The sequence below is a fragment of the uncultured Fibrobacter sp. genome, assembly GCF_947166265.1.
Taxonomy (GTDB): Bacteria; Fibrobacterota; Fibrobacteria; order Fibrobacterales; family Fibrobacteraceae; genus Fibrobacter.
The window spans coordinates 189,370-209,901 of sequence record NZ_CAMVDO010000003.1 but is presented as its reverse complement, the minus strand read 5'-3'; the positions used below and the strand labels follow the sequence as shown (position 1 = coordinate 209,901).

The 20,532-nt window shown below is 49.6% G+C and carries 13 protein-coding genes; 8 read left to right on the top strand and 5 right to left on the bottom strand.

Translation table 11 applies throughout. The annotated features are described in order from the left end of the window. Window positions 1-11: 11 nt before the first annotated feature. The 4 genes from Q0W37_RS03260 to Q0W37_RS03245 all read right to left on the bottom strand — a co-directional run bounded on the left by Q0W37_RS03260 (window position 12) and on the right by Q0W37_RS03245 (window position 5,111). Complete coding sequence (locus tag Q0W37_RS03260; protein ID WP_297698726.1) at window positions 12-1,019, bottom strand: SufD family Fe-S cluster assembly protein; 1,008 nt, start codon at window positions 1,017-1,019, stop codon at window positions 12-14. After that, window positions 1,019-1,765: a Fe-S cluster assembly ATPase SufC gene (sufC, locus tag Q0W37_RS03255; protein ID WP_173350904.1), complete on the bottom strand. Its 747-nt coding sequence runs from the start codon at window positions 1,763-1,765 to the stop codon at window positions 1,019-1,021. The genes Q0W37_RS03260 and sufC overlap by 1 nt, the downstream gene beginning before the upstream one ends. A gap of 104 nt (window positions 1,766-1,869) precedes the next feature. Continuing rightward, the gene (gene dnaG, locus Q0W37_RS03250) at window positions 1,870-4,065 is read right to left on the bottom strand and encodes a DNA primase (protein ID WP_297698723.1); all 2,196 of its coding nucleotides are present in this window, start codon (window positions 4,063-4,065) and stop codon (window positions 1,870-1,872) included. Between the two features lie 128 nt (window positions 4,066-4,193). Further along, window positions 4,194-5,111: a tyrosine recombinase gene (locus Q0W37_RS03245; protein WP_297698721.1), complete on the bottom strand. Its 918-nt coding sequence runs from the start codon at window positions 5,109-5,111 to the stop codon at window positions 4,194-4,196. A 133-nt stretch (window positions 5,112-5,244) separates the two neighbouring features. Here Q0W37_RS03245 and Q0W37_RS03240 point away from each other — a divergent pair, with 133 nt between their 5' ends. The 3 genes from Q0W37_RS03240 (at window position 5,245) to Q0W37_RS03230 (ending at window position 9,387) form a co-directional block, all read left to right on the top strand. Beyond that, window positions 5,245-5,847, top strand: a complete 603-nt coding sequence (locus tag Q0W37_RS03240) for a fibrobacter succinogenes major paralogous domain-containing protein (protein ID WP_297698719.1) — start codon at window positions 5,245-5,247, stop codon at window positions 5,845-5,847. Window positions 5,848-5,984: 137 nt separating this feature from the next. Beyond that, on the top strand, window positions 5,985-7,442 hold the full coding sequence (gene guaB, locus Q0W37_RS03235; protein WP_297698717.1) for an IMP dehydrogenase: 1,458 nt from the start codon (window positions 5,985-5,987) through the stop codon (window positions 7,440-7,442). A gap of 184 nt (window positions 7,443-7,626) precedes the next feature. Further along, window positions 7,627-9,387 carry a SpoIIE family protein phosphatase gene (locus Q0W37_RS03230; protein WP_297698715.1) on the top strand — a complete coding sequence of 587 codons (1,761 nt, stop codon included), beginning with the start codon at window positions 7,627-7,629 and terminating at the stop codon, window positions 9,385-9,387. Here Q0W37_RS03230 and dnaX read toward each other — a convergent pair whose 3' ends face one another. Then, window positions 9,388-11,151 (bottom strand): DNA polymerase III subunit gamma/tau, encoded by a 1,764-nt coding sequence (gene dnaX, locus Q0W37_RS03225; protein WP_297698713.1) that lies wholly within the window; start codon window positions 11,149-11,151, stop codon window positions 9,388-9,390. A gap of 378 nt (window positions 11,152-11,529) precedes the next feature. On the opposite strand from dnaX, the gene Q0W37_RS03220 reads away from it, so the two are divergent. From Q0W37_RS03220 to Q0W37_RS03200, 5 genes are read left to right on the top strand one after another with little or no spacing between them, the layout of a single operon-like run. Further along, window positions 11,530-13,743 (top strand): fibrobacter succinogenes major paralogous domain-containing protein, encoded by a 2,214-nt coding sequence (locus Q0W37_RS03220; RefSeq protein ID WP_297698712.1) that lies wholly within the window; start codon window positions 11,530-11,532, stop codon window positions 13,741-13,743. Beyond that, window positions 13,740-15,896, top strand: a complete 2,157-nt coding sequence (locus Q0W37_RS03215; protein WP_297698710.1) for an FISUMP domain-containing protein — start codon at window positions 13,740-13,742, stop codon at window positions 15,894-15,896. The genes Q0W37_RS03220 and Q0W37_RS03215 overlap by 4 nt, the downstream gene beginning before the upstream one ends. Before the next feature lie 13 nt (window positions 15,897-15,909). Continuing rightward, window positions 15,910-18,114, top strand: coding sequence for an FISUMP domain-containing protein (locus Q0W37_RS03210; RefSeq protein ID WP_297698708.1), 2,205 nt, complete (start codon window positions 15,910-15,912; stop codon window positions 18,112-18,114). Between the two features lie 17 nt (window positions 18,115-18,131). Beyond that, window positions 18,132-20,093 (top strand): FISUMP domain-containing protein, encoded by a 1,962-nt coding sequence (locus Q0W37_RS03205; RefSeq protein ID WP_297698707.1) that lies wholly within the window; start codon window positions 18,132-18,134, stop codon window positions 20,091-20,093. Between the two features lie 45 nt (window positions 20,094-20,138). After that, window positions 20,139-20,516 carry a hypothetical protein gene (locus Q0W37_RS03200; RefSeq protein ID WP_297698705.1) on the top strand — a complete coding sequence of 126 codons (378 nt, stop codon included), beginning with the start codon at window positions 20,139-20,141 and terminating at the stop codon, window positions 20,514-20,516. Window positions 20,517-20,532: the final 16 nt, after the last annotated feature.

Genomic DNA, 20,532 nt, shown 5'->3' with positions numbered 1-20,532 from the left:
GGTAAATTTTATTAAAGCGATTGCATGAGTCTTTTCTTTGCCGGTCCTTCGGGGAGCGTCAAGAAAAGTTCCTTTGCAAACGAACGGGTGAGCATTTCGCGGGCCTTGTCGGCGGGAATGCCGCGGCTTGTCAGGTAGAACATCTGATCCTTGTCGAGTTCACCCACGGTATTGCCGTGCGTACATTCCACGTCGTCGTGGTAAATCTTGAGTACCGGCTTCACCGAAACACTCGGGCCGTCGCTCAAGAGAATCGTATTCACCAACTGACTTGAATTCACCTGGCTGCAGTTGTTCCCTACGATCACCTGGCCGTCGTAGCTGGTGTAAGCGTTTTCGTCGAGAATGTTGCGTACGAACTGTGTGCTTACCGTGCTCGGGGCGTTGTGCAGAATCGTTAGGCGCTGGTGCTTGGAGGCGTTGCCCTTCAGAATGTTCAGGCTGCGGTAATCGAAGTTCGCGCCTTCGCCGTTCAGTTCCACGCGGGCGCTGATGCGGCCAATGCCGCTGTCTTGCAAAACGTTAGCGAAACGCACCGTAGAATTTGCGGCCTGCTTGATGTCGAAATGCCTAAAGGTGAGCGGCAAGTCGTTCGCGGGGTTTGCAAAGAAGATTTCGAGTTCGGCCCCTTCGTCTACAAGGATGTCGAAACGCTCCGCGCAAATTTCGTGCATCACCTTGTTGTCGAGGATTTCGAGCGAAACTTTGGCGCCCTTTTCGATGATAAACTGGCTATGAGCAAAGTCGTTGCGGCTCTTGATAATCCCCATTTCGGTTTCGCCTGCGGCAAAAACCTTTTTCATGAGAGGGGCTGCCTTTGCAATCGGCAAAAGTGCTGCGAAATCTTCTTCTTTCGAAAAGTCTAATGCTTCCTGTTCGTCATTGCGAGGTGCGTCAGCGACGCGGCAATCTCCATCCGCGCTCAGTACATTTGGAATCTTGTTGACCGGGAAAAACGTCCACAATTCGTTATTGCGACGCGGCATTCCCAATTGCTTAATGCGGGTAATGGCGTCCATTAGTTTTCCTCGATCCAGTCGTAGCCTTGTTCTTCGAGCTTGAGCGCAAGTTCAGGGCCGCCCGAGAGAATAATCTTGCCGTGGCGGAGCACATGCACGTAAGTCGGCTTGATGTAATCCAGAAGTCTCTGGTAGTGCGTCACCAGAATCACCGCCTTTTCGGGCGACATAATCTGGTTGATGCCGTGAGCCACAATGCGCAGCGCATCAATGTCCAAACCCGAGTCTGTTTCGTCGAGGAACGATACCTTCGGATCCAAAATAGCCATCTGCAAAATTTCGTTACGCTTCTTTTCGCCGCCGCTAAAGCCGTCGTTCACGCCGCGGTCGCGGTAACGGTCGTCCATTTCGAGCATGGCCATCTTTTCTTCGCAGAGCTTCTTGAAGTCGGCATCGGAGAGCGGTTCAAGCCCCAGGTAGGCGCGCTTGGAATTGAGCGCCATCTGCAAGAATTCCACGTTGTTCACGCCCGGAATTTCGGTGGGGTATTGCGTGCTGATGAAAAGTCCCGAATTCGCACGGTCGCAGATTTCCATCGAGAGCAGGTCCTTGCCGTCGAGAGTCACGGAACCATCGTTCACGGTATAGGCGGGGTGGCCTGCGATGACCTTTGAAAGCGTACTCTTGCCAGACCCGTTCGGGCCCATGATTGCGTGAACTTCGCCCGGTTTGACTTCCAGGTTGATACCCTTCAAAATCTGGGTTCCGTCTTCGATACTTGCTTTCAGGTTCTTGATGGACAGCATATTACCTCCGGCGCTTTTTGCGCTAGAATCATTTTTTACGGCACAAATTTAGAAAAACTTGCGGCCAGTGTCTTATCAATTCTTTCTATAATCAGATGAACAGATTACCCGAAGTCGTCAAAGTCGTTGCTCATGTTGTCGTCACCGCCGTAAGAGTATTCTTCGTCGTCTTCGGGCGGCGGGGGCTCAAAACCCTCGGGCGGTTCGTCATTAGGCATTTGTTCTTCGGAATAATTTTCAGGCGCAAATTCTGCAGGGGGCTGCGGCACATTTTCTGCAAATGCAGGGGCACTCGGCTGCGGATTCTGCGGTGCAGGCGCCGCTTGAACCGGTGCAGGCGCTGCCTGAACGGATGCCGGTGTAATCACGGTTGGCGCTGCAGTCATCGGGGCGCCCTGAATCACGGATTGGAAATGGATCAGTTGAGCCTTGCTGCGTACCACTTGATCGGCAAAGGCGTCAATCGAAATCTTTTCGGCGTTGAACAAGGAGTTCAACTTTTGCATGCCCTGCGTGAACTTGGACATCTGCATACGTACTTCTACCGCCTCGTTACTCGTTAGCGGAATCTGGTGCTTTTGCCTGTCGCAGAGTTTGGTCGAAAATACCGTGAGCGTCTGGTAAAACTCGATAATCTCCTGGGGCGTTTTCCATTTTTCATCGGAGAGGCCTTCCAGGAAAATGCGAAGCGTGGGCGAAACGTTGTCGTATAGTAACTGTGGCGAAACTGCTCCCGTTTCGGCGTAAAGCGCGATGGCGGAGTTCACGAATTCTTCGACTACCGGAGATTCGAACATCTGGATTCCGCTTGCGGCCCAGTCCATGTCGAAATATTCCAGCGCACGTTCCATAAGGGTCGGGTTGCGGAGCACCAGGTTTGCAAAGCGGATTTCCATCGGCGGAATGCTTGCCCAGTCGAGTGTTGCCGCCTGTTCCAGTTGCGGAATGACTTCGACGTTTTCTCCGTTTGCGCTTGGTGTGCCTTGGGCGGGGCGACGCTCCTCAAAACTTTTTTGCGGTTTCAAGGCCTTCACTTGTGCCAAGGAGCGGTCTGTGTTGAACCGTTCCGAGATCAGTTTCACGTACTGGTTGCGTAGCTCGTGGTCGGGAATGCTCTTGACGAGTGCCTTTGCAAAGTTCACGAGTCTCGCGCGTTCTTCGGGACTTTCCATGTCTCGAATCCGCATCAGGTACGAAAGCCAGTCCTCAGAACCTTTGAGTGCCTCCTTGAAGGCGTCGGCGCCAAACTCGTTTACAAAGTTGTCTGGGTCAATCTTGGTGCCGTCCGGACGCGAAAGGGCGAATACTCGGGGGGCAATTCCCTTGGGGAGCACGATTTGCAAACTCTTGAAGGTGGCTTCTCTGCCCGCCTTGTCTCCGTCAAATACAAGATATGCCTTTTCGGCGTAGCGGGCGAGAATGCCCGCGTGTAAATCGGTGAGGGCCGTTCCCGAGGCGGCAACCACGTTGGTGACTCCGCCCTGAAAAAGGCTAATCATGTCAAAGTAACCTTCGACAATAACTACTTCGCGTTCTTTGGCGATACTTTGTTTGCTATGGTACAGCCCGAAAAGAATGTCTCTTTTGAGGTAGAGTTCTGTTTCGGGGCTGTTCATGTATTTGGCGTGGCTTTTTCCGGAGAGGTCTCGGCCGCCAAACGCGACGATGATGCCCGACATGTTCTGAATGGCGATCATCAGACGGTCCCTGAACTTATCCGAGATGCCGCCGTTTTCTTTTTGGACGGCAAGCCCCGCCTTCACGCAGTCCAGCGGCGAAAAACCGTTTTTGACCGCATAGCCGATAAAGCCTTCGCGGCCATCGGGGGCGTAGCCGATGTGGAACCGTTTGCGAGTTTCGTCGGTAATATGGCGACTCGAAAGGTATTCGAGCGCCTTGGGGGAGCGGGTGAGTTCCTGCTCGAACCATTCGCAGGCGAGTTCGTTCAGCCTACGGATTTTGGCGCGTTCTTCGATTCTTTCGTTGCTTTCCGGAGCGCCGAGCTGGGGGAGGGCAAAACCGGTGAAGTTTGCAACCCACTCGATTGCCCCCTTGAAATCCATCTTTTCGTGTTCTTGGACGAACTTGAAAACGTCTCCACCCGCACCGCAGGCAAAGCACTTGTAAATGCCGAGCGTCGGGTTCACGTTCATCGAGGGGCTGCGGTCGTCGTGGAAAGGGCATACCCCCAGGAAGCGGCCATTCCCCGAACGTTTCAGCGGGACAAAGTTCTCGATGACCGTCGCGATATCCGCGTGGGCCTTGAGCTGCTGAATGATTTCGTTAGAGTAGAACGCCACGAGAGTAAATATAGAAAAGTATGTCCTTATTTGATGTGAGTTCGTGCGGTCGTTCTGTGAGCAGAAAGCCCCTGTTCTTAAACAGGGGTGTCTGCGAGAGCACGGGCCAATCGTATTTTTTTTTGATGTTAGCCCGTGCGGTCTCCCGAACCCGTGCGGTCGCTTATTTCTCTCGGATGGAATTGTCGGTGTTCCTGCTTGATGAATTCCTTGTCGATATGCGTGTAGATTTGCGTGGTGCCGATATCGGCATGCCCAAGCAGTTCCTGTAGAACGCGCAAGTCCATCCCCGCTTCTAGGCAATGCGTGGCGAAACTGTGGCGGAAGGTGTGTGGTGAAACCTGCTTGCTTAAATGCATCGTGTGCAGTTGTACAATTTTCCAGGCTCCCATGCGGCTCATGGGTTTTCCGCGTGCGTTGAGAATAACGTTGTCTGTAGTTGGATGGGTGAGGGGGCGCCCAAGTTCAATCCATGCCTTAAGATTATCTTTCGCCTTGCTGCCGAGCGGAATCAGGCGTTGCTTGTTCCCCTTGCCGATCGGCGTCAGCCATTCATTCTCGAAGTCCAGTTGCGAAAGCTTGATGCCGAGTGTTTCCGAAATGCGGAGCCCGGCGCTGTACATCAGTTCGAAAAGGGCGGTGTCACGCAGTGGGTTCTTTCCGTTTGCGGCGCTTTCGAAAACGCTGTCGATTTCTTCTCGGGTCAGGTACTGGGGCAGGTAGTGCCCTAGCTTGGGGCGTTCAAGCATCGATTCGGTGCTGTAGTCGTATTCGCCCTGACTCTGCATATACTTTAAGAATCCGCGTAAGCTCGAAAAGTGCCTTGCCACCGACGTGGGGGAGTATTCCGCCTGGCTTGCGGTGAGGGTCAGGAATTCATCCAATTTTTCGGGGGTGAGTTCCTTGAGGTCGATTCCGCAATCGTCGAGCCAGCCTACGAAATGCCGTAGGTCTTCTTGGTAGCTTTGGATGGTCGCTGGCGATAGGTTCCGCTCTACGCCCAAGAAGGCGAGGTATGCATCCATTCGGTTGAAATTCAGGCTCATGGGCTGCAATGTAGTATTCCTGAGGGGCTTTATTCGGCAAAAAGGGGCTCTTTGGGCGTTTATTTGCAAAAATGTGCTTGGCAAGTCCTTTAAAAAATGTATTCTTTATGTTGTCCGATATGGAGAGGGTGAAATGATTTCGATTCGAAAGATTGTTTCCGTAGCTTTTGGCGCGCTTTTGGTGTGCGCGTTGGTCGCATGTGACTCTGACTTGAAAGATCCGCGCGATGGCCGGGTCTACAAAACGGTCAAAATCGGAAGTCAGGTGTGGATGGCCGAAAACCTGGATTACGAAACGGAAGAAAGCTATTGTTTCAGGGACAATCCCATTTTTTGTACGGCGCAGGGGCGTCTTTACACTCTGGATGCGGCTAGAAAGGCCTGTCCTGCAGGTTGGCGCTTGCCGACATACGACGATTTTAATGATTTGATCTCTGCTGCGGGTGGCCCGGATTCCGCCGGTACAAAGTTGAAGTCCAAGACCGGATGGCAGAAAAGGCGTGGCAAGGATTGCAATGGTACCGACGACTTTGGCTTTAATGCGGTTCCTGCGGGGTATAGGGCGAGCAATGGAAAGTATTATGACGACGGTGGTTATGCCCGCTTTAGGGGAACCACGATATCGCTCCAGGAAAAGTTCGCCTTTACTATGGCGCTTCACCCCCAGCTGAAGGCGGAGCAGTTTGCGATGAACAAGGAATTCGCTTTTTCGGTCCGTTGCATCAAGGATCGGTAGCACTTGGCGGCTTTTTCCTGGTTGAATCGGCCATGGCTTTCTACTAACGGTCGTGGCTCAAAAATGTGAAAATTTTATTTTCACGCTTTACTCGCCTTACATATTTTACTATATTTACTACGCAAAAGAGGTACTATATGAAACTTTTGCCAGAAGCTTTGACGTTTGACGACGTCCTCCTTGTTCCCGCTGAATCTTCTGTTCTTCCGGCTCAGACCGATGTGAGCACGCAGCTCGCCAGCAATATCAAGCTGAACATTCCTATTATCAGTGCCGCTATGGATACCGTGACGACGGCTCCGCTCGCCATTTCCTTGGCTTTGCAGGGTGGTCTCGGCATTATCCACAAGAACATGAGCATCGAAGACCAGGCCGAAGAAGTCCGCAAGGTTAAGCGTTGGCAGTCCGGTATTGTGACCAATCCGGTGACGCTCGATGCAGACGAACCGGTGTCCGCTGCTTTTGAACTCCGCGCCCGCAACAAGGTGAGCGGTTTCCCGATTCTTTCTAAGGGTAAGCTCGTGGGCATGCTCACGAGCCGCGACCTCCGCACCGTGAGCGACATGAACGTGAAGATCCGTTCCGTGATGACGAAGAATCCGGTGACGGCAAGCCCGAAGGTGAGCCTTTCCAAGGCGAAGGAAATCCTCGCCGAAAAGCGTATCGAAAAGCTCCCGCTCGTGGACGCTTCTGGTGCCTTGAAGGGCCTCATCACGATGACGGACATCTTGAAGCGCGAAAATAACCCGAACGCTAGCCTCGACAAGAATGGCCAGTTGCTCGTGGGCGCCGCTGTCAGCACTTCTGCAAATACTCTTGAACGCGTGGCTGCCCTCGTGGATGCCGGCGTTGACCTGTTGATTATCGATACGGCTCACGGCCACCATATTGGTGTGCGTAACATGGTGAAGACCGTTCGCAAGAAATATCCGAAGCTCACGATTTGCGCCGGTAACGTTTGTACGCCGGAAGCCGTGGAAGAACTCGCCAAGTGCGGCGCCAACATCGTCAAGGTGGGTATCGGTCCGGGTTCCATCTGTACGACCCGTATCGTGGCTGGTGTCGGTTACCCGCAGTTCTCCGCTGTCGTGGAATGTGGCAAGATGGCCCGCAAGGTCGGCGTGAAGATTATCGCTGACGGTGGCCTCAAGTTCTCTGGTGACATTGTGAAGGCTCTCGCTGCTGGCGGTCACGCCGTGATGGTGGGTTCTCTCTTTGCCGGTACCGAAGAAGCTCCGGGCGAAGTGATTCTCGCCGATGGCCGTAGCTACAAGAGCTACCGTGGCATGGGCTCCCTCGGCGCCATGAAGGCCGGTTCTGCCGACCGTTACTTCCAGGGTGGCGTTCAGGAACCGCGCAAGTTCGTTCCGGAAGGCATCGAAGGCCGTGTTCCGTACAAGGGACCGCTCCGTGACACCGTTTACCAGTTGATTGGCGGTATCCACTCTGCTATGGGTTATGCCGGTGCTGCAAACCTCGAAGAACTCTACAAGAAGGCAACCTTTGTCCGTATTACGGGCGCAGGCCTCCGTGAATCTCATCCGCACGATGTGACCATCACGAAGGAAGCTCCGAACTACAGGACCGGCGACTAATCCTTCTCTACAAGGAAATTAAAAACGGCGAGCAAAGCTCGCCGTTTTTGTCATCTGCGGTCCCGTATCCTTTCAAGGAACTTGTTCGTCGGTGATTTTCAAGCGGGCTTTCCACAATAAAAAAAGAAAAATTTGTAGCGGCGAAGTAAAAAATTGTTTATATTGATGGCTAAGAAGGAGTCTTATGAAGAATATTTATAAGTACATACTTGTTGCCGTTATTTGTGGCTTGATTTTCTTTGTCCTCGGGTTACCTTGTCGGGATCTTTTCCGGATTTCGGATACGACGGAGGTGCGAATCGTTGCCGCCCTTCCGCTCCTGTTCGGCATCTCGTTTGGATTCTGGGGCGTCTTGGGGTGTGCCATCGCAAATCTTGTCGCCGACATTATTTCGGGGTATGACGCCATTATCTTTGTTCCGGGATTTTTCATCCAGATTATTTATGGCTACGTGCCCGCCGTCATTTGGAACCGGCTTCGTAAAAATGATGAGAATAAGTTCAAGCTGGATAAAATCTACAAGAATGTGCAATACATGCTGATTGTCATCTTGGATTCCCTGGCAACGGCGTTCATGGTCGTGAGTGTCATCAAGCTCAAGTTCGACGAGCAGTATTTCTCGATGCTTTCGGCAAACATTTTCTTCAACCAGTTCATCACCATGGTGGTGATTGGTTTCCCGTACCTTATCTGTGCGTCCCTGATTAGCCAACGACGTATGCGCAAGGAGCAAAACTTGCCTACAAGGGATCAAGGCTCACCTGCAAAATTCGTCTTTTCTTTCTCGCTCAACGAAAAATTCATTCTGTTCTTTTTGGCGACGAGTATCATTATCTCTGTCGCTCTAGGAGCTGCGAGCTACCCGAGTATCGCCCTCAAGTACGGCGAGAACAATCTTTACCTCTGGAGTTACGTTTACTTTTTCATTGGCGCACTGCTCAATATCGGCATCTGGGTTTCGCTCGGGTTCCTCTACTATATGGAACGGACAGTGACGCGGCCTATCGAGAGCATGAGCGAAATCGCGAAGTCCTTCGGCCAGAATACGGATATCGATATACGCATTCATAACATTTTAAATAAGTGTCACAGGTATGTCTACTTTACGTCTGAAATTGGAAAGTTGGCGCGCTCGTATCAGGATATGGCGACGGAACTCGAAGATTACGTGAAGGAACTGACAGTGGCCACCGCAAAGCAACAGAAAATTCATACGGAGCTTGCCATTGCGACGACCATCCAGCGGGCATCCCTTTCTAGGCCGCTAGAAATCGAGGGCTTTGACAATTATGCCGCAATGCGTCCGGCGCTTGAAGTTGGTGGCGACTTTTACGATAATTTCTTTATTGACGACGATCATGTTGCGCTTCTGATTGCAGACGTTTCGGGGAAGGGGGTTCCTGCGGCCCTTTTCATGATGGTTTCGAAAATTGTACTGAAGCACAACCTGCAGCATGGGCTTTCGCCTGCCGAGGCCTTGAACCAGGCGAATGATGAACTGGCAGAACGTAATGTGCACGACATGTTTGTCACGTGTATTTGCGGGGTGCTGAACATTAGGACGGGCCACCTGGTCTATGCGAATGCCGGACACGAAAAGCCGTTCATCAAGCATAAGGACGGCAAGTTCGAAATGGCAAAGGTCAAGAGCGGATTTGTCCTTGCGGGAATGCCCGGTTATAAGTACCAGGACTTTGAAGTCCAGCTGCAGCCCGGCGATACGATTTTCAACTATACCGACGGTGTTCCCGAAGCGATCAACGAAAAGAACGAGGAATTCGGCCTGGAACGCTTGCAGAATGTGCTAAACGAGGCGAAGGACGATTCCGTTCGACTGTTGTGCAGAAAGGTGCGCATGGCGGTAAGGAACCACGCCGGGAACGCGCCTCAGTTCGACGACATTACGATGCTTGCCTTCAAGATGAAGGATGTGCAACAGGCTTAGCTAGTTGTTGTCTTCGCTATCGGTATCGCAGCAGGATTCGCTTTGCTGCGGTGCTACGGGGCGGTTGCTCTTGTGGCTGTAAATAAGTTCGGCAAGGAACATTTCTTTCAGCTTGGCAAGTCCGGGGTCTTTTTCGAGGTCGAGTTCGTAGGGCGACATCTGCGCCTGCTTGCGGATTCTAAGTTCCGACTCGTTGAATGCTCGACTCTTGAGGCTGAGGTTCACCGGAGTCTGGAGGGCGTCTTCGAGCATTTGCTTGATGCGCTCCATGTATTCGGGGTGGTCTTCCATCTGCTTGACGCCCCAGGCATCGCCCGCGTTGTCTCCGAGATAGGTGAGCGCGATGGGGAAGGGCGTTTCCTTGGGGTCGCCGGTTTCAAGAACCGTGTCGTTTAGGGCGACCGAGAATGCGAAATCACCGGCGTCGGCGATGCGTGTCTTGATTGAGCCCCAGGCGGCCGAAATTTCGTAACGGCTGTAGGAGTCTCCGTTGTATCCGCTTGAAATGCCCTGCTGGAGGGCGGCGAAGGGGTTTTCTTCACGCTGCTGCAACGCCTTGGCTTCTTCCTCGGCGTCGAGCATGTTTTGGACATCAGCTACTTTTTTTTTTAACGCCTCTTCGGAGGCGCTTTTAGGATCGTTGATCGCTGCAAGGGCGCGTCTAAGGTCTGTCAGCCTGTCGAGCCATGCCATGCGGGCAAAAGTCGTTTCTACAAGCAGGCGCGGATTGGTACTGTAGCGTAGCGTCGCCTGCAGGTCAATCAGCATCTTGCTGATGCGGAGAATGTCTCCGTTCTTGATTTCGGGGACGATGCTCTTGTACTTGGTGAACATTTCTTCGGAAATGTTCAGGGCGTCGGGTGTAAATGCGTCGAGGCGGGCGTAAAGCAGGTTCCTCAGGAATTTTCCGAATCCGTCGAGGAGCGGCGTGAATTCGATACCGCGTCTGCAAGCGTCGTCCACCATCTTGAAGCAACCCTTGAGGTCGTGCCCTTCGATGGCAGAAATCAGCGTGAAGAAAAGTTCCACGGGCGGAATGCCGAGGACGCTACGGACGGCGTCGGCGCTCATTTCGTTGCCGGTAAAGGCGTACGCCTGGTCGAAATAGGTGAGGCCGTCGCGCATTGAACCGTCGGCTTTTTCGGCGAAAATGTCGAGCGCTTCGTCGGTCGCGTTAATTCCTTCCTGTTCGCAAATGTAACGGAGACGGCTGCGGATCTGTTCTACGGTGAGCCGCTTGAAGTCGAAACGCTGTACGCGGCTAAGAATAGTTTGCGGGACCTTGTTGACTTCGGTCGTCGCAAAAATGAAGATGACATGTTCGGGCGGTTCTTCGAGCGTTTTCAGGAGCGCATTGAAAGCGCCTGTCGTGAGCATGTGGACTTCGTCGATAATAAAGACTTTGTATTTGCCGATAACGGGCGGATACTGTACGCGCTCGATCACGTCGCGGATGTTGTCGACGCCGGTATTGGAGGCCGCGTCTATTTCAAAGACGTCCATCGGGGAACCGCCGGCAATGTCCTTGCAGCTTTCGCACTGTCCGCACGGGTGCAGCGGGTCGCCGCCGGTGCAGTTCAAGGTGCGGGCGAGGATTCTGGCACTGGTAGTCTTGCCGACGCCACGGGTTCCGGTAAATAGGAATGCGTGATGAAGTCGTCCTCCTTCGATTGCGTTCTGGAGGGTTTTTGCGATATGTTCCTGGCCGACCATGTCGGCAAAAGACTGCGGACGCCACTTGCGGGCCATTGCTACGTATGCCATGTAGGGGAATATAGTAAAAGGCGAGAGCAGCGGCAAAATAACTTGTTATTTTGACATTGCCGAGCCGTACTATATGCGTTCTGAAAGAACGCCATATAGTAAAAAGTATGCGGTAGAAAGTGGTTAGTGATTAGTGGTTAGGTCATCTGCTGTCATCCTGAGCGGTTTACAAAGGTCCTTGAGCTTGCCGAAGGGCCGAAGTGAACGAAGTCGAAGGATCTTGGGATGAATTGAAAATGTCATCCTCGACCGAGTGCAACGAGGGAGGGTATTCAGAGAGGAACGGGGATGAGGTTGGCGCATATCGTCCACAAATAAATTCAAAAAAATTATATTTTATCTTATCTGTAAGGAGAACATTCTATGGAGTATCCATCGATGGGTATCTTAAGAGTCTTTGCGGGGAGTAGGGTTACGTTATCTCTCGTTTTCGGTCTTTTCTTGTTGCTTGTCGCCTGTGGCGATGATTCCTCATCCGATAGAGTCGCTGAGGCTAGTTCTGGTATAGAGAATGGCGATACGGTAGTCGTTATTGAAAAGGCTATTTATCTGGATGCGAGTGGATTCAGTTGCTCCACGAAGGAACTCAAGGACAAAAGTGGTATAAAGATTATCTGTAATGGGGATTCTATTGGCGTTGTCCTGAAGGGCGTAAAGGGAAAAGATGGCTCCGACGGCAAGGATGGTGCTAAGGGGAAGGACGGCGCAAAGGGGAAAAAAGGCTCTGATGGCCCCGATGGTCAAGATGGCAAGGATGGGGATGACTGCTCCATAACGGATAGGACGAATTCTACGGTGACCATCGTATGTGGCGATTCTACGATGGTCTTGAATTTAGGGAAAGAACTCAATGGTGATACTGTTGAGGTCGATTCCGAACAGGTGGCGGTATCGATGGATTCCCTGTCGGGTTTTTCGCAGAAGGGCCCGTTCCTGAAGGGCTCGGCAGTGTACCTTTACGAGCTTACCGATGGCAGAACCCTTAAGCAGACAAATGGAAACTTTATAAGTCATATTACAAATGATGATGGCCGCTATCGGTTTTCTAGCCGCGATTTGAAAAGCCAGTATGCCCTGATTGTTGCCGAAGGTAAGTACCGCAATGAAGTGACTGGGGTGCCTACGTCTACTGCCATTAGGTTGCAGGCCTACACCAATATGCTGATGCGCAGATCCGTAAACGTGAACTTGCTGACTCATCTGGAAAAAAATCGCGTATTTTACCTTGTTACAAAAGAGAAGATGACTGTCCGGAGGGCGAAAAAGCTGGCGCAGTACGAAATATTCAATGCATTCCACATTGATACGACAGGTTTCAATGCCGAATCTGAAGATCTTGATGTGTTTGGCAAGACCGATGCCGACGCCGCCTTGCTTGCCATATCGGTGCTTTTGCAAGGTGAGGGGAACGAAACGGAACTGATGGTGTTGCTGACGGATATGATGATGGATCTGGAAGAAGACGGGGAATGGAATGATTCCCTTTCCAGGGCGAAAATCGCGGAGTGGGCGTTAACCATAGATTCACCTTTGCCTGATAGCGCAAATGGACTTGCGAAGATTCGTGAAAATGTGGAAGGGTGGAAACTTTCGACGACAGGAGTTCCAAATTTTGAAAAAATGATTCGCCGTTTCTACGGTTTGGAACTGCAACTGGGGGTGTGCGGAGACGATGTCCCTATGGGAACGGTGAAAGAGGTGTCGAATGCTAAATCCACGATGTATTATGCAAAGGATTATTTTGATTCAACAATAACGGTAGCCCGCTTTAAGTGCCTGGATGATGGTCGGTGGCGTATTGCGACCGATTTGGAAAAAGATCTTTATGGCTGGAATCCGGAAAATACCGAAGACGGAACTCTTTTGGATGGCCCGTTTACCGGAAGGAAACTGGTATGGGATGCGGATACGCTCCGATATGCGGATGATTCGGAAGTGAGTTGGAACAGGGGTTGTGTAAGCTATACACGGGATTCGAGCTTTGTCCTGGAAAATCAGCTGTCGCATTACATTTGTTCGCAGGAAGGGTGGATTTTTGATAAGGAGGGAAGCTCGGGCACAATGCAGGATGCCGCTGGAACGGAATACCGGACGGTAGCCATTGGAACCCAGAGATGGATGGCTGAAAATTTGAACTATGCTATTTGGGATAGCAATTGTATTGAATGTGAAACTTATGGACGACTCTATACTTGGAGCTCCGCAAAGTGGGTCTGTCCCGAAGGTTGGCATTTGCCGACATTAGAGGAATGGAATACCTTGTTTGCTGCGGTTGGTGGCGCGACTTCGGCCGGTGCGGTCCTCAAATCGGCTTCTGGCTGGACTTCTACTTGGCAAGGAAATAGTGGCGGAGGTACGGATGCTTTCGGATTTACCGTATTGCCTGCGGGGCTTTGGGCAGGAAGTCATGCAAATAAAGGAATGTCTGCCTTTTTCTGGACAGCCACCGAAGGTGAAGATCTGGGCAAATCAGGAGCTTTCGATGTTTCCTTTGATTATGAACGACCTGAAGCTCGTTCCAAAGTGGTTGTTTATTTGGATGATCATTATATGTCGGTCCGTTGTATTGAAAATCAAGAGGAACTGCCATGAAAAAATTAGTCGCGCTACTTCTACTTTCTCTTGTTCTTTTCGCTTGCGGGGATTCCTCGACAACGGAGTCTGCCTCTGAATCCGCTTTCACGGATGATTCTTCGGTAAAAGATACTGTTATCGTTGAGGCGGATACCCTTTATTTGGCGGACAACTATAGCTGTACCACCAAGGAATTAAAGGATAAAAGTGGCCTTAAGGTTGTTTGTAACGGAGATTCCATTGGGGTTGTATTGAATGGGAAAAATGGAAAAAATGGGGCAAATGGTAAGGAGGGTGCCAGAGGCGAGGATGGAGAAAAGGGCGATGACGGTGTTGCCGGAAATGACGGCGAAGACGGTCTCGACGGAATTTCCTGCTCTATTACGAATAAAACAGATTCTTCGGTGACGATTACCTGTGGCGATAGCTCGATTACATTAAAAATCGATAATGATATTGGCTCGATTGCAGATACGGCTGAAATCGATTCCGAAAGAATTGCAATTTCGCTGGATTCCTTGACGGGTTTTTCGCAGAAGGGGCCGTTTTTGAAAGGGGGAACGGTTTACCTTTATGAACTTTCTGATGGTCGTACCTTAAAGCAGACGAATGGAAACTTCACGAGTGAAATAACGAGTGACGACGGTCGCTACAGTTTTTCGAGTCGTAATTTGTTGAGCCAGTATGCCTTGATTGTGGTCGATGGTAAGTACCGCAATGAGGTGACGGGTGAACCGACTGCAACCACGATTAAGTTGCAGGCCTATACCAATATGCTTTCGCGCAGGTCCGCCAATGTGAACTTGCTTACGCATTTGGAATCGTTGCGTGTGTATTACCTGGTGACGCGCAAAAAAATGAGGCTTCGTGAAGCGAAGAAAAAAGCGCAGTACGAAATTTTTGGGGCATTCCATATTGACCCGACGGAATTCGCGATGGAATCCGAAGACTTGGATGTGTTCGGAAAAACGGATGCCGATGCTGCTTTGCTCGCCATTTCGGTGCTGTTGCAGGGGAGTGGAAATGAAACGGATTTGTCGGTGCTTTTGGTTGACGTGATGATGGATCTGGAAGATGATGGCCTGTGGACGGATTCTCTTTCTAGGGCAAAAATTGCCGATTGGGCGATTGCCGCTGATTCGGCCTCAGATTCTACAAATGGCCTCATGAGAATTCGGAAAAACGTGGAAAACTGGCAACTTTCTTCGGCTGGAGTTCCTGATTTTGAAAAGGTGGTTCGCCGGTTTTATAGTCTGGAACTAGGGCTCGGTGTGTGTGGAGACGATGTCCTTCCGGAAACGGTAAAAGAGGTTCCGAACGTAAATTCCATAGAGTTTTATGCCGAAGACTACCTGGACACGACACGAACGAAGGTGCGGTATATTTGTGATTTAAAGACCCAATTATGGCGCCCGGCGACAGATATCGAAAAGGACCGTTTTAAATGGAACCCAAGGAACGCCAAGGATGGTTCACTTTTGGATGCCCCCATTACTGGGAAAAAGATGGTGTGGGATGCGGATACGCTTAGGTATGCGGATAGTACAGAAATTAGCTGGGATAGGGGTTGTGTAAGCTATATCCGAGGCGAAAGTTTTGTTTTTGCGAACCAATTGTCGCATTACAAGTGCTCTGCCGAGGGGTGGATATTTGACATAGAAGGGAGTTCAGGAACGATGAGGGATGCTGCCGGTACGAGATACCGGACCATAACGATTGGAAACCAGACGTGGATGGCCGAAAACCTGAATTACAAAACAGAAGAAAGTGACTGTGATAGATGTGAAGAAACGGGACGGTTCTATACTTGGAAAGCCGCGGATAAGGCGTGTCCCAGAGGATGGCATTTGCCGACAAAAGGGGATTGGGAAACACTGTTTATAACGGTTGGAGGAGATTCAACAGCTGCTTTGGTTCTCAAGTCCACATCTGGTTGGAAAAATAATGGCAATGGAGTGGATGCTTTTGGCTTTTCTGCGCAACCTGTGGGTCTCGGCCAAAGAGTTGGCGACTTATTTGGCGAAGGAACCTATGCTTATTTCTGGTCATCCACTCACGAAGAGTCTTCAAATGCTTATGTTGTGTATTTTGATAATTTTTACAAAAATTCTCACATGTATACCTATAATGATGTACTGCTGCATTCCGTACGTTGTATAGAAGATTTTTAACGGAAGAGTTTTTATGAAAAAAGTTTTATGGATTTTTTTATTGGCTCTTTACTTTGGGGCTTGTGGCGATTCAACGACGTCAGATGGCATTTCGGAGTTTGAATCCGATACGGAAACGCTTGTGCTTGATACCGTTATTGTGCCTGTAGATACTTTTTACTTGAACGGTGCTGAATCCGGTTGTATCACTCAGGAACTTAAAAATAAAAGCGGAATCAAGATTATCTGTAACGGGGATTCTGTCGGTGAAGTTCTGTATGGAAAAGACGGAAAAAAAGGTGCCGACGGTAAAAAAGGTGCCTCTGGCAACGATGGTGCCAAGGGTGAAAATGGGGCTTCTGGGGCCGATGGAAAAAACGGTAAGGATGGTACCGGTTGTACAATTGTGGATAAATCCGATACGTCGGTGACCATTTGCTGTGGCGATAGCACATTTACCTTGTTTTTAGATGATCCCGATTTTACAGGTGCGGATACTGCAGAAGTCGATTCTGAAAAGATTGCGATTTCGATGGATTCCTTGTCAGGCTTTTCGCAAAAGGGGCCTTTCCTCAAGGGCTCGGCGGTGTACCTTTACGAACTTTCCGATGGCAGGACCCTAAAACAGACGAATGGAAATTTTTTAAGCTATATCTCGAGTGACGATGGTCGTTACAAGTTTTCAAGTCGTGATCTGTTGAGCCAATACGCCTTGATTGTGGTCGATGGTAAATACCGGAGTGAAATAACCGGAAAACCGATGAGTACGCCTATCAAATTGCAGGCCTATACCAATATGCTTTCGCGTAGATCTGCAAACGTGAACTTGCTCACGCATTTGGAATCGGTTCGGGTGTACTATCTGGTGACTCGTGAAAAAATGAGTGTTCGGGGAGCTAAGAAAAAGGCTCAGTCTGAAATTTTAAATGCCTTCCATGTTGATACGACGGGTATCAAGGTAGAATCCGAAGACTTGGATGTGTTCGGTTCAAGTGATGCCGATGCGGTGCTGCTTGGCATTTCGGTATTGTTGCAGGGAAATTGGGACGAAACAGACCTTTCAGTGCTTTTGACCGAAATGTCTATGGATATGGAAATCGACGGTGAATGGAATGATTCGCTTGCTAGGGTGAAAATCGCCGAGTGGGCGCTTACCGCCGATTCTGCGATGTCGGATACGTTAAACGTACTTGCGAATATTCGTAAAAATGTCGAGGGGTGGAAGCTTTCTACGGCTAAGGCTCCTGATTTTGAAAAGGTGATTCGCCGGTTCTACGGCAAGGAACTTGAACTCGGAATCTGCGGCGATGACGTTCCGGAAGGAACTATTAAAGAAGTGGCGAATCCGCAATCCACAAATTTCTATGCGAAAGATTATTACGATACGGAAATCACAAAGATTCGGTTTAAATGTGTCGAAGGGGGACAGTGGCGTACGGCAACCGAATTGGAAAGTGACCGCTATAATTGGGAGCCCGAAAATACGCAAGACGGAACCCTTTTGGTGGGCCCCGTTTCAGGGAAAAAGCTGGTATGGGATGCGGATACGCTTAGGTATGCAAATGGATCGGAAATTGGCTGGAACAGAGGTTGCGTGAGCTATATCTATAATGAAAGTTTTGTCTTGGAAAATCAGTTGTCGCATTACAAGTGCACCGCGGATGAGGGGTGGATTTTCGATGCGGAAGGCAGCTCCGGAACGGTGAAAGATGCGGCTGGTACAGAGTACAGGACGATTGCGATTGGAACTCGGAGATGGATGGCTGAAAATATGAATTATGAAATAGAAGACAACGTCTGCTTTGATTGCGAAAAGTATGGGCGTTTCTATTCCTATGACGAGGCTAATCGTATTTGCCCAAAGGGTTGGCGAATGCCGACAACACGCGAATGGACTTTTTTGTTTAGTGCCGTTGGTGGATCATGGTATGCGGGAGTTCCAACGGGGGGCAATTTCCTCAAGTCTACCTCTGGTTGGGATAATAATGGGAATGGCTCCGATGATTTTTCTTTTTCAATTTTACCAGCTGGTTCTGTGGATCACGAAGGCAATCATATCAATGAAGGTTCTGTAGCTGTGTTTTGGAGTACTCCTTATCGCGGTGGAGGCCTCTATGAAGCTTCGTGCGTCCGTTTTAACTATAATACCGATCAAATTACTTTAGCGGACTGTGCTGGAAGTTTTTATAAATCGACATTGTCGTTACGTTGTATCGAAAAAGAAGATTGGGAACCTTGATTGAGTCAAGAGGAATTATGAAGAAAAAAAATGCAATCGTGGCTTTTGCGATGGGTGCTTTTCTTGCTGCTTGCGACGGTGAGACTACAACCGAAAAGATTGTCGAGGTGGCGTCGGATTCAGATTTTGAGTTCAGTTGCTCCACCAAGGAACTTAAGGACAAGAGTGGCATCAAGATTATCTGCAATGGAGATTCCATTGGCGTGGTGTTGAACGGTGCAAAGGGAGACCCGGGTGTCGCTGGTAAGGACGGCGAAAACGGTGCCAACGGAAAATCGGGTAAAGATGGCAAGAAGGGTGATGCGGGGGATGATGGTGCTGGGTGTACCATTGTCGCTCAAGACGAATCTTCGGTGACGATCACCTGCGGTGATTCTACGATGACGCTTCATTTTGGCGGAACCCCTTCGATGGGTTCGTCGGACACTACGGAAGCCGATTCTGAGCAGATTGCGATTTCGCTCGATTCCTTGACGGGTTATTCGCAGAAGGGACCGTTCCTCAAGGGCTCTACGGTTTATTTGTACGAACTTTCCGATGGGCGAACCCTCAAGCAGACGAATGGAAACTTTATAAGTCATATTACGAGTGATGACGGTCGCTACAAATTTTCCAGTCGTAATTTGACGAGTCAGTACGCCCTGATTGTTGTGGATGGTAAGTACCGTAATGAGGTGACGGGTAAGCCTACCGCTACAAATATACAGCTGCAGGCCTATACTAATATGCTTGCGCGTAGGTCGGCGAATGTGAATTTGCTTACTCACTTGGAATCACAGCGAGTGTATTATCTAGTGACACATGACAAAATGAGTGTGAGAGCTGCAAAGAAAAAGGCTCAGCATGAAATATTTGATGCGTTCCACATCGATACAACGGGCTTTAAGACGGAATCGGAGGATATGGACGTATTCGGTGCAACCGCTGCCGATGCGGCCTTGCTCGCTATTTCGATTCTTTTGCAGGGCGATGGCGATGAAACGGATCTTTCCGTGTTGTTGACTGAAATTGCACAAGATATGGAAACGGATGGGCTATGGAATGGAGAAAATGCGGATTCCATTAAGACGGCAATTGCTGATTGGGCTTTTACAAAAGAAATGTCGAAAATTCGCAAAAATGTGGAAAGCTGGGGCTTAAATGGTGGCTCAAAAGTCGGTGATTTCGAACGGCATGTTGAAAACTTTATTGCTAATGAATTTTTTGGTATTGACGTATGCAGTGAGAATGATTTTGATTCGTTAGTTGTAAAAAATAAACGAAGTAACTTCTATGAAAAAAATTATTGGTGCTTGAAAGGATTCTTTGTTTCTTTGTCTAAAAATTCATACTTTAATGAAAATATCGATTATGGTTATTTGATTGATAAACGAGATAGACATGCCTACAGAACGGTTGAAATAGAAGGTCAGGTATGGATGGCCGAAAACCTAGACTATGTGTATAAGGATTCATCTTTGTATAGTGAATTTTATGTAACCAGTACGACACATGGAATTTATGGCAATGTCTATAGCTGGGCGGCAGCAATGGATAGTGCGGGATTGTTTAGCGAAAAATCAACTGGTTGTGGATATAATAAAATTATGCAATGTTATCAAAAACTTATTAATGCATATCCTATTCGAGGCGTGTGTCCTGAAGGTTGGCATTTGCCAACTTGTTACAATGATGATTCTGAATATATGTTGTTTTTCGACGCCGTGTATAAAGATGAATCTAGACAACATTATAAGTTACAGGCAAGGGGATTTGAGGAATGGCCTGATGCGACCGATGCGTATGGGTTTACTGCACTTCCGTTTGGTGCGTATAAGAATGAGTTTGATCGTTATAATCAGAATATGGCGTACTTTTGGTGTTCTGATGAATATGATTATGAAATGGCTGGTTATATGTTCTTGCAGCCTGATCGGTTGGATCATGGTGGCATTTATAAGGATCGAGGCCTTAGTGTCCGTTGCCTCCAGGACGATTAACTGAATATTTTTAGTATCTTTTATTCCATAATTACGAGGTACCCGATGAATTCGAATTTAGCGTTATTGATTCTTTCTTGGCAGGTGGCCTGCCTTTATCACGAAACCGAAACCGACAAGCTTTTGCCGGGTTCTACTTCGGCGACGGAGGCCGAAAGCGATACGCTCGATGCGATTCACGACGAACTGACCCCGGATGTCTCGTGGGACGATTTCAACGATACTTACGCCAGTTTCAGCTCTGCAAAGGACCGTGCCGCGGCCTGTGTCGAAGTGTTGAAGAACGAATCGGGCGAATTCAAGAGCAAGGTGCTGGAATCGATGCTCCGCGTAGCGAATGCCTCTAAGGAAGACGACAACGCAAGCTGCGTGTCTCCCGAAGAAATGGACTTTATCCAGCAGATTCGTGAAGCGCTGGAATAGCGATGAGGTCGGGCCT

Bases quoted from the DNA above. Each gene is read 5' to 3' on its own strand.
- sufC (WP_173350904.1), bottom strand. From the start codon at position 1,765: ATGCTGTCCATCAAGAACCTGAAAGCAAGTATCGAAGACGGAACCCAG.
- Q0W37_RS03200 (WP_297698705.1), top strand. From the start codon at position 20,139: ATGAATTCGAATTTAGCGTTATTGATTCTTTCTTGGCAGGTGGCCTGC.
- Q0W37_RS03210 (WP_297698708.1), top strand. From the start codon at position 15,910: ATGAAAAAAGTTTTATGGATTTTTTTATTGGCTCTTTACTTTGGGGCT.
- Q0W37_RS03245 (WP_297698721.1), bottom strand. From the start codon at position 5,111: ATGAGCCTGAATTTCAACCGAATGGATGCATACCTCGCCTTCTTGGGC.
- Q0W37_RS03240 (WP_297698719.1), top strand. From the start codon at position 5,245: ATGATTTCGATTCGAAAGATTGTTTCCGTAGCTTTTGGCGCGCTTTTG.
- dnaX (WP_297698713.1), bottom strand. From the start codon at position 11,151: ATGGCATACGTAGCAATGGCCCGCAAGTGGCGTCCGCAGTCTTTTGCC.
- Q0W37_RS03205 (WP_297698707.1), top strand. From the start codon at position 18,132: ATGAAGAAAAAAAATGCAATCGTGGCTTTTGCGATGGGTGCTTTTCTT.
- Q0W37_RS03215 (WP_297698710.1), top strand. From the start codon at position 13,740: ATGAAAAAATTAGTCGCGCTACTTCTACTTTCTCTTGTTCTTTTCGCT.
- Q0W37_RS03220 (WP_297698712.1), top strand. From the start codon at position 11,530: ATGGGTATCTTAAGAGTCTTTGCGGGGAGTAGGGTTACGTTATCTCTC.
- Q0W37_RS03230 (WP_297698715.1), top strand. From the start codon at position 7,627: ATGAAGAATATTTATAAGTACATACTTGTTGCCGTTATTTGTGGCTTG.
- guaB (WP_297698717.1), top strand. From the start codon at position 5,985: ATGAAACTTTTGCCAGAAGCTTTGACGTTTGACGACGTCCTCCTTGTT.
- Q0W37_RS03260 (WP_297698726.1), bottom strand. From the start codon at position 1,019: ATGGACGCCATTACCCGCATTAAGCAATTGGGAATGCCGCGTCGCAAT.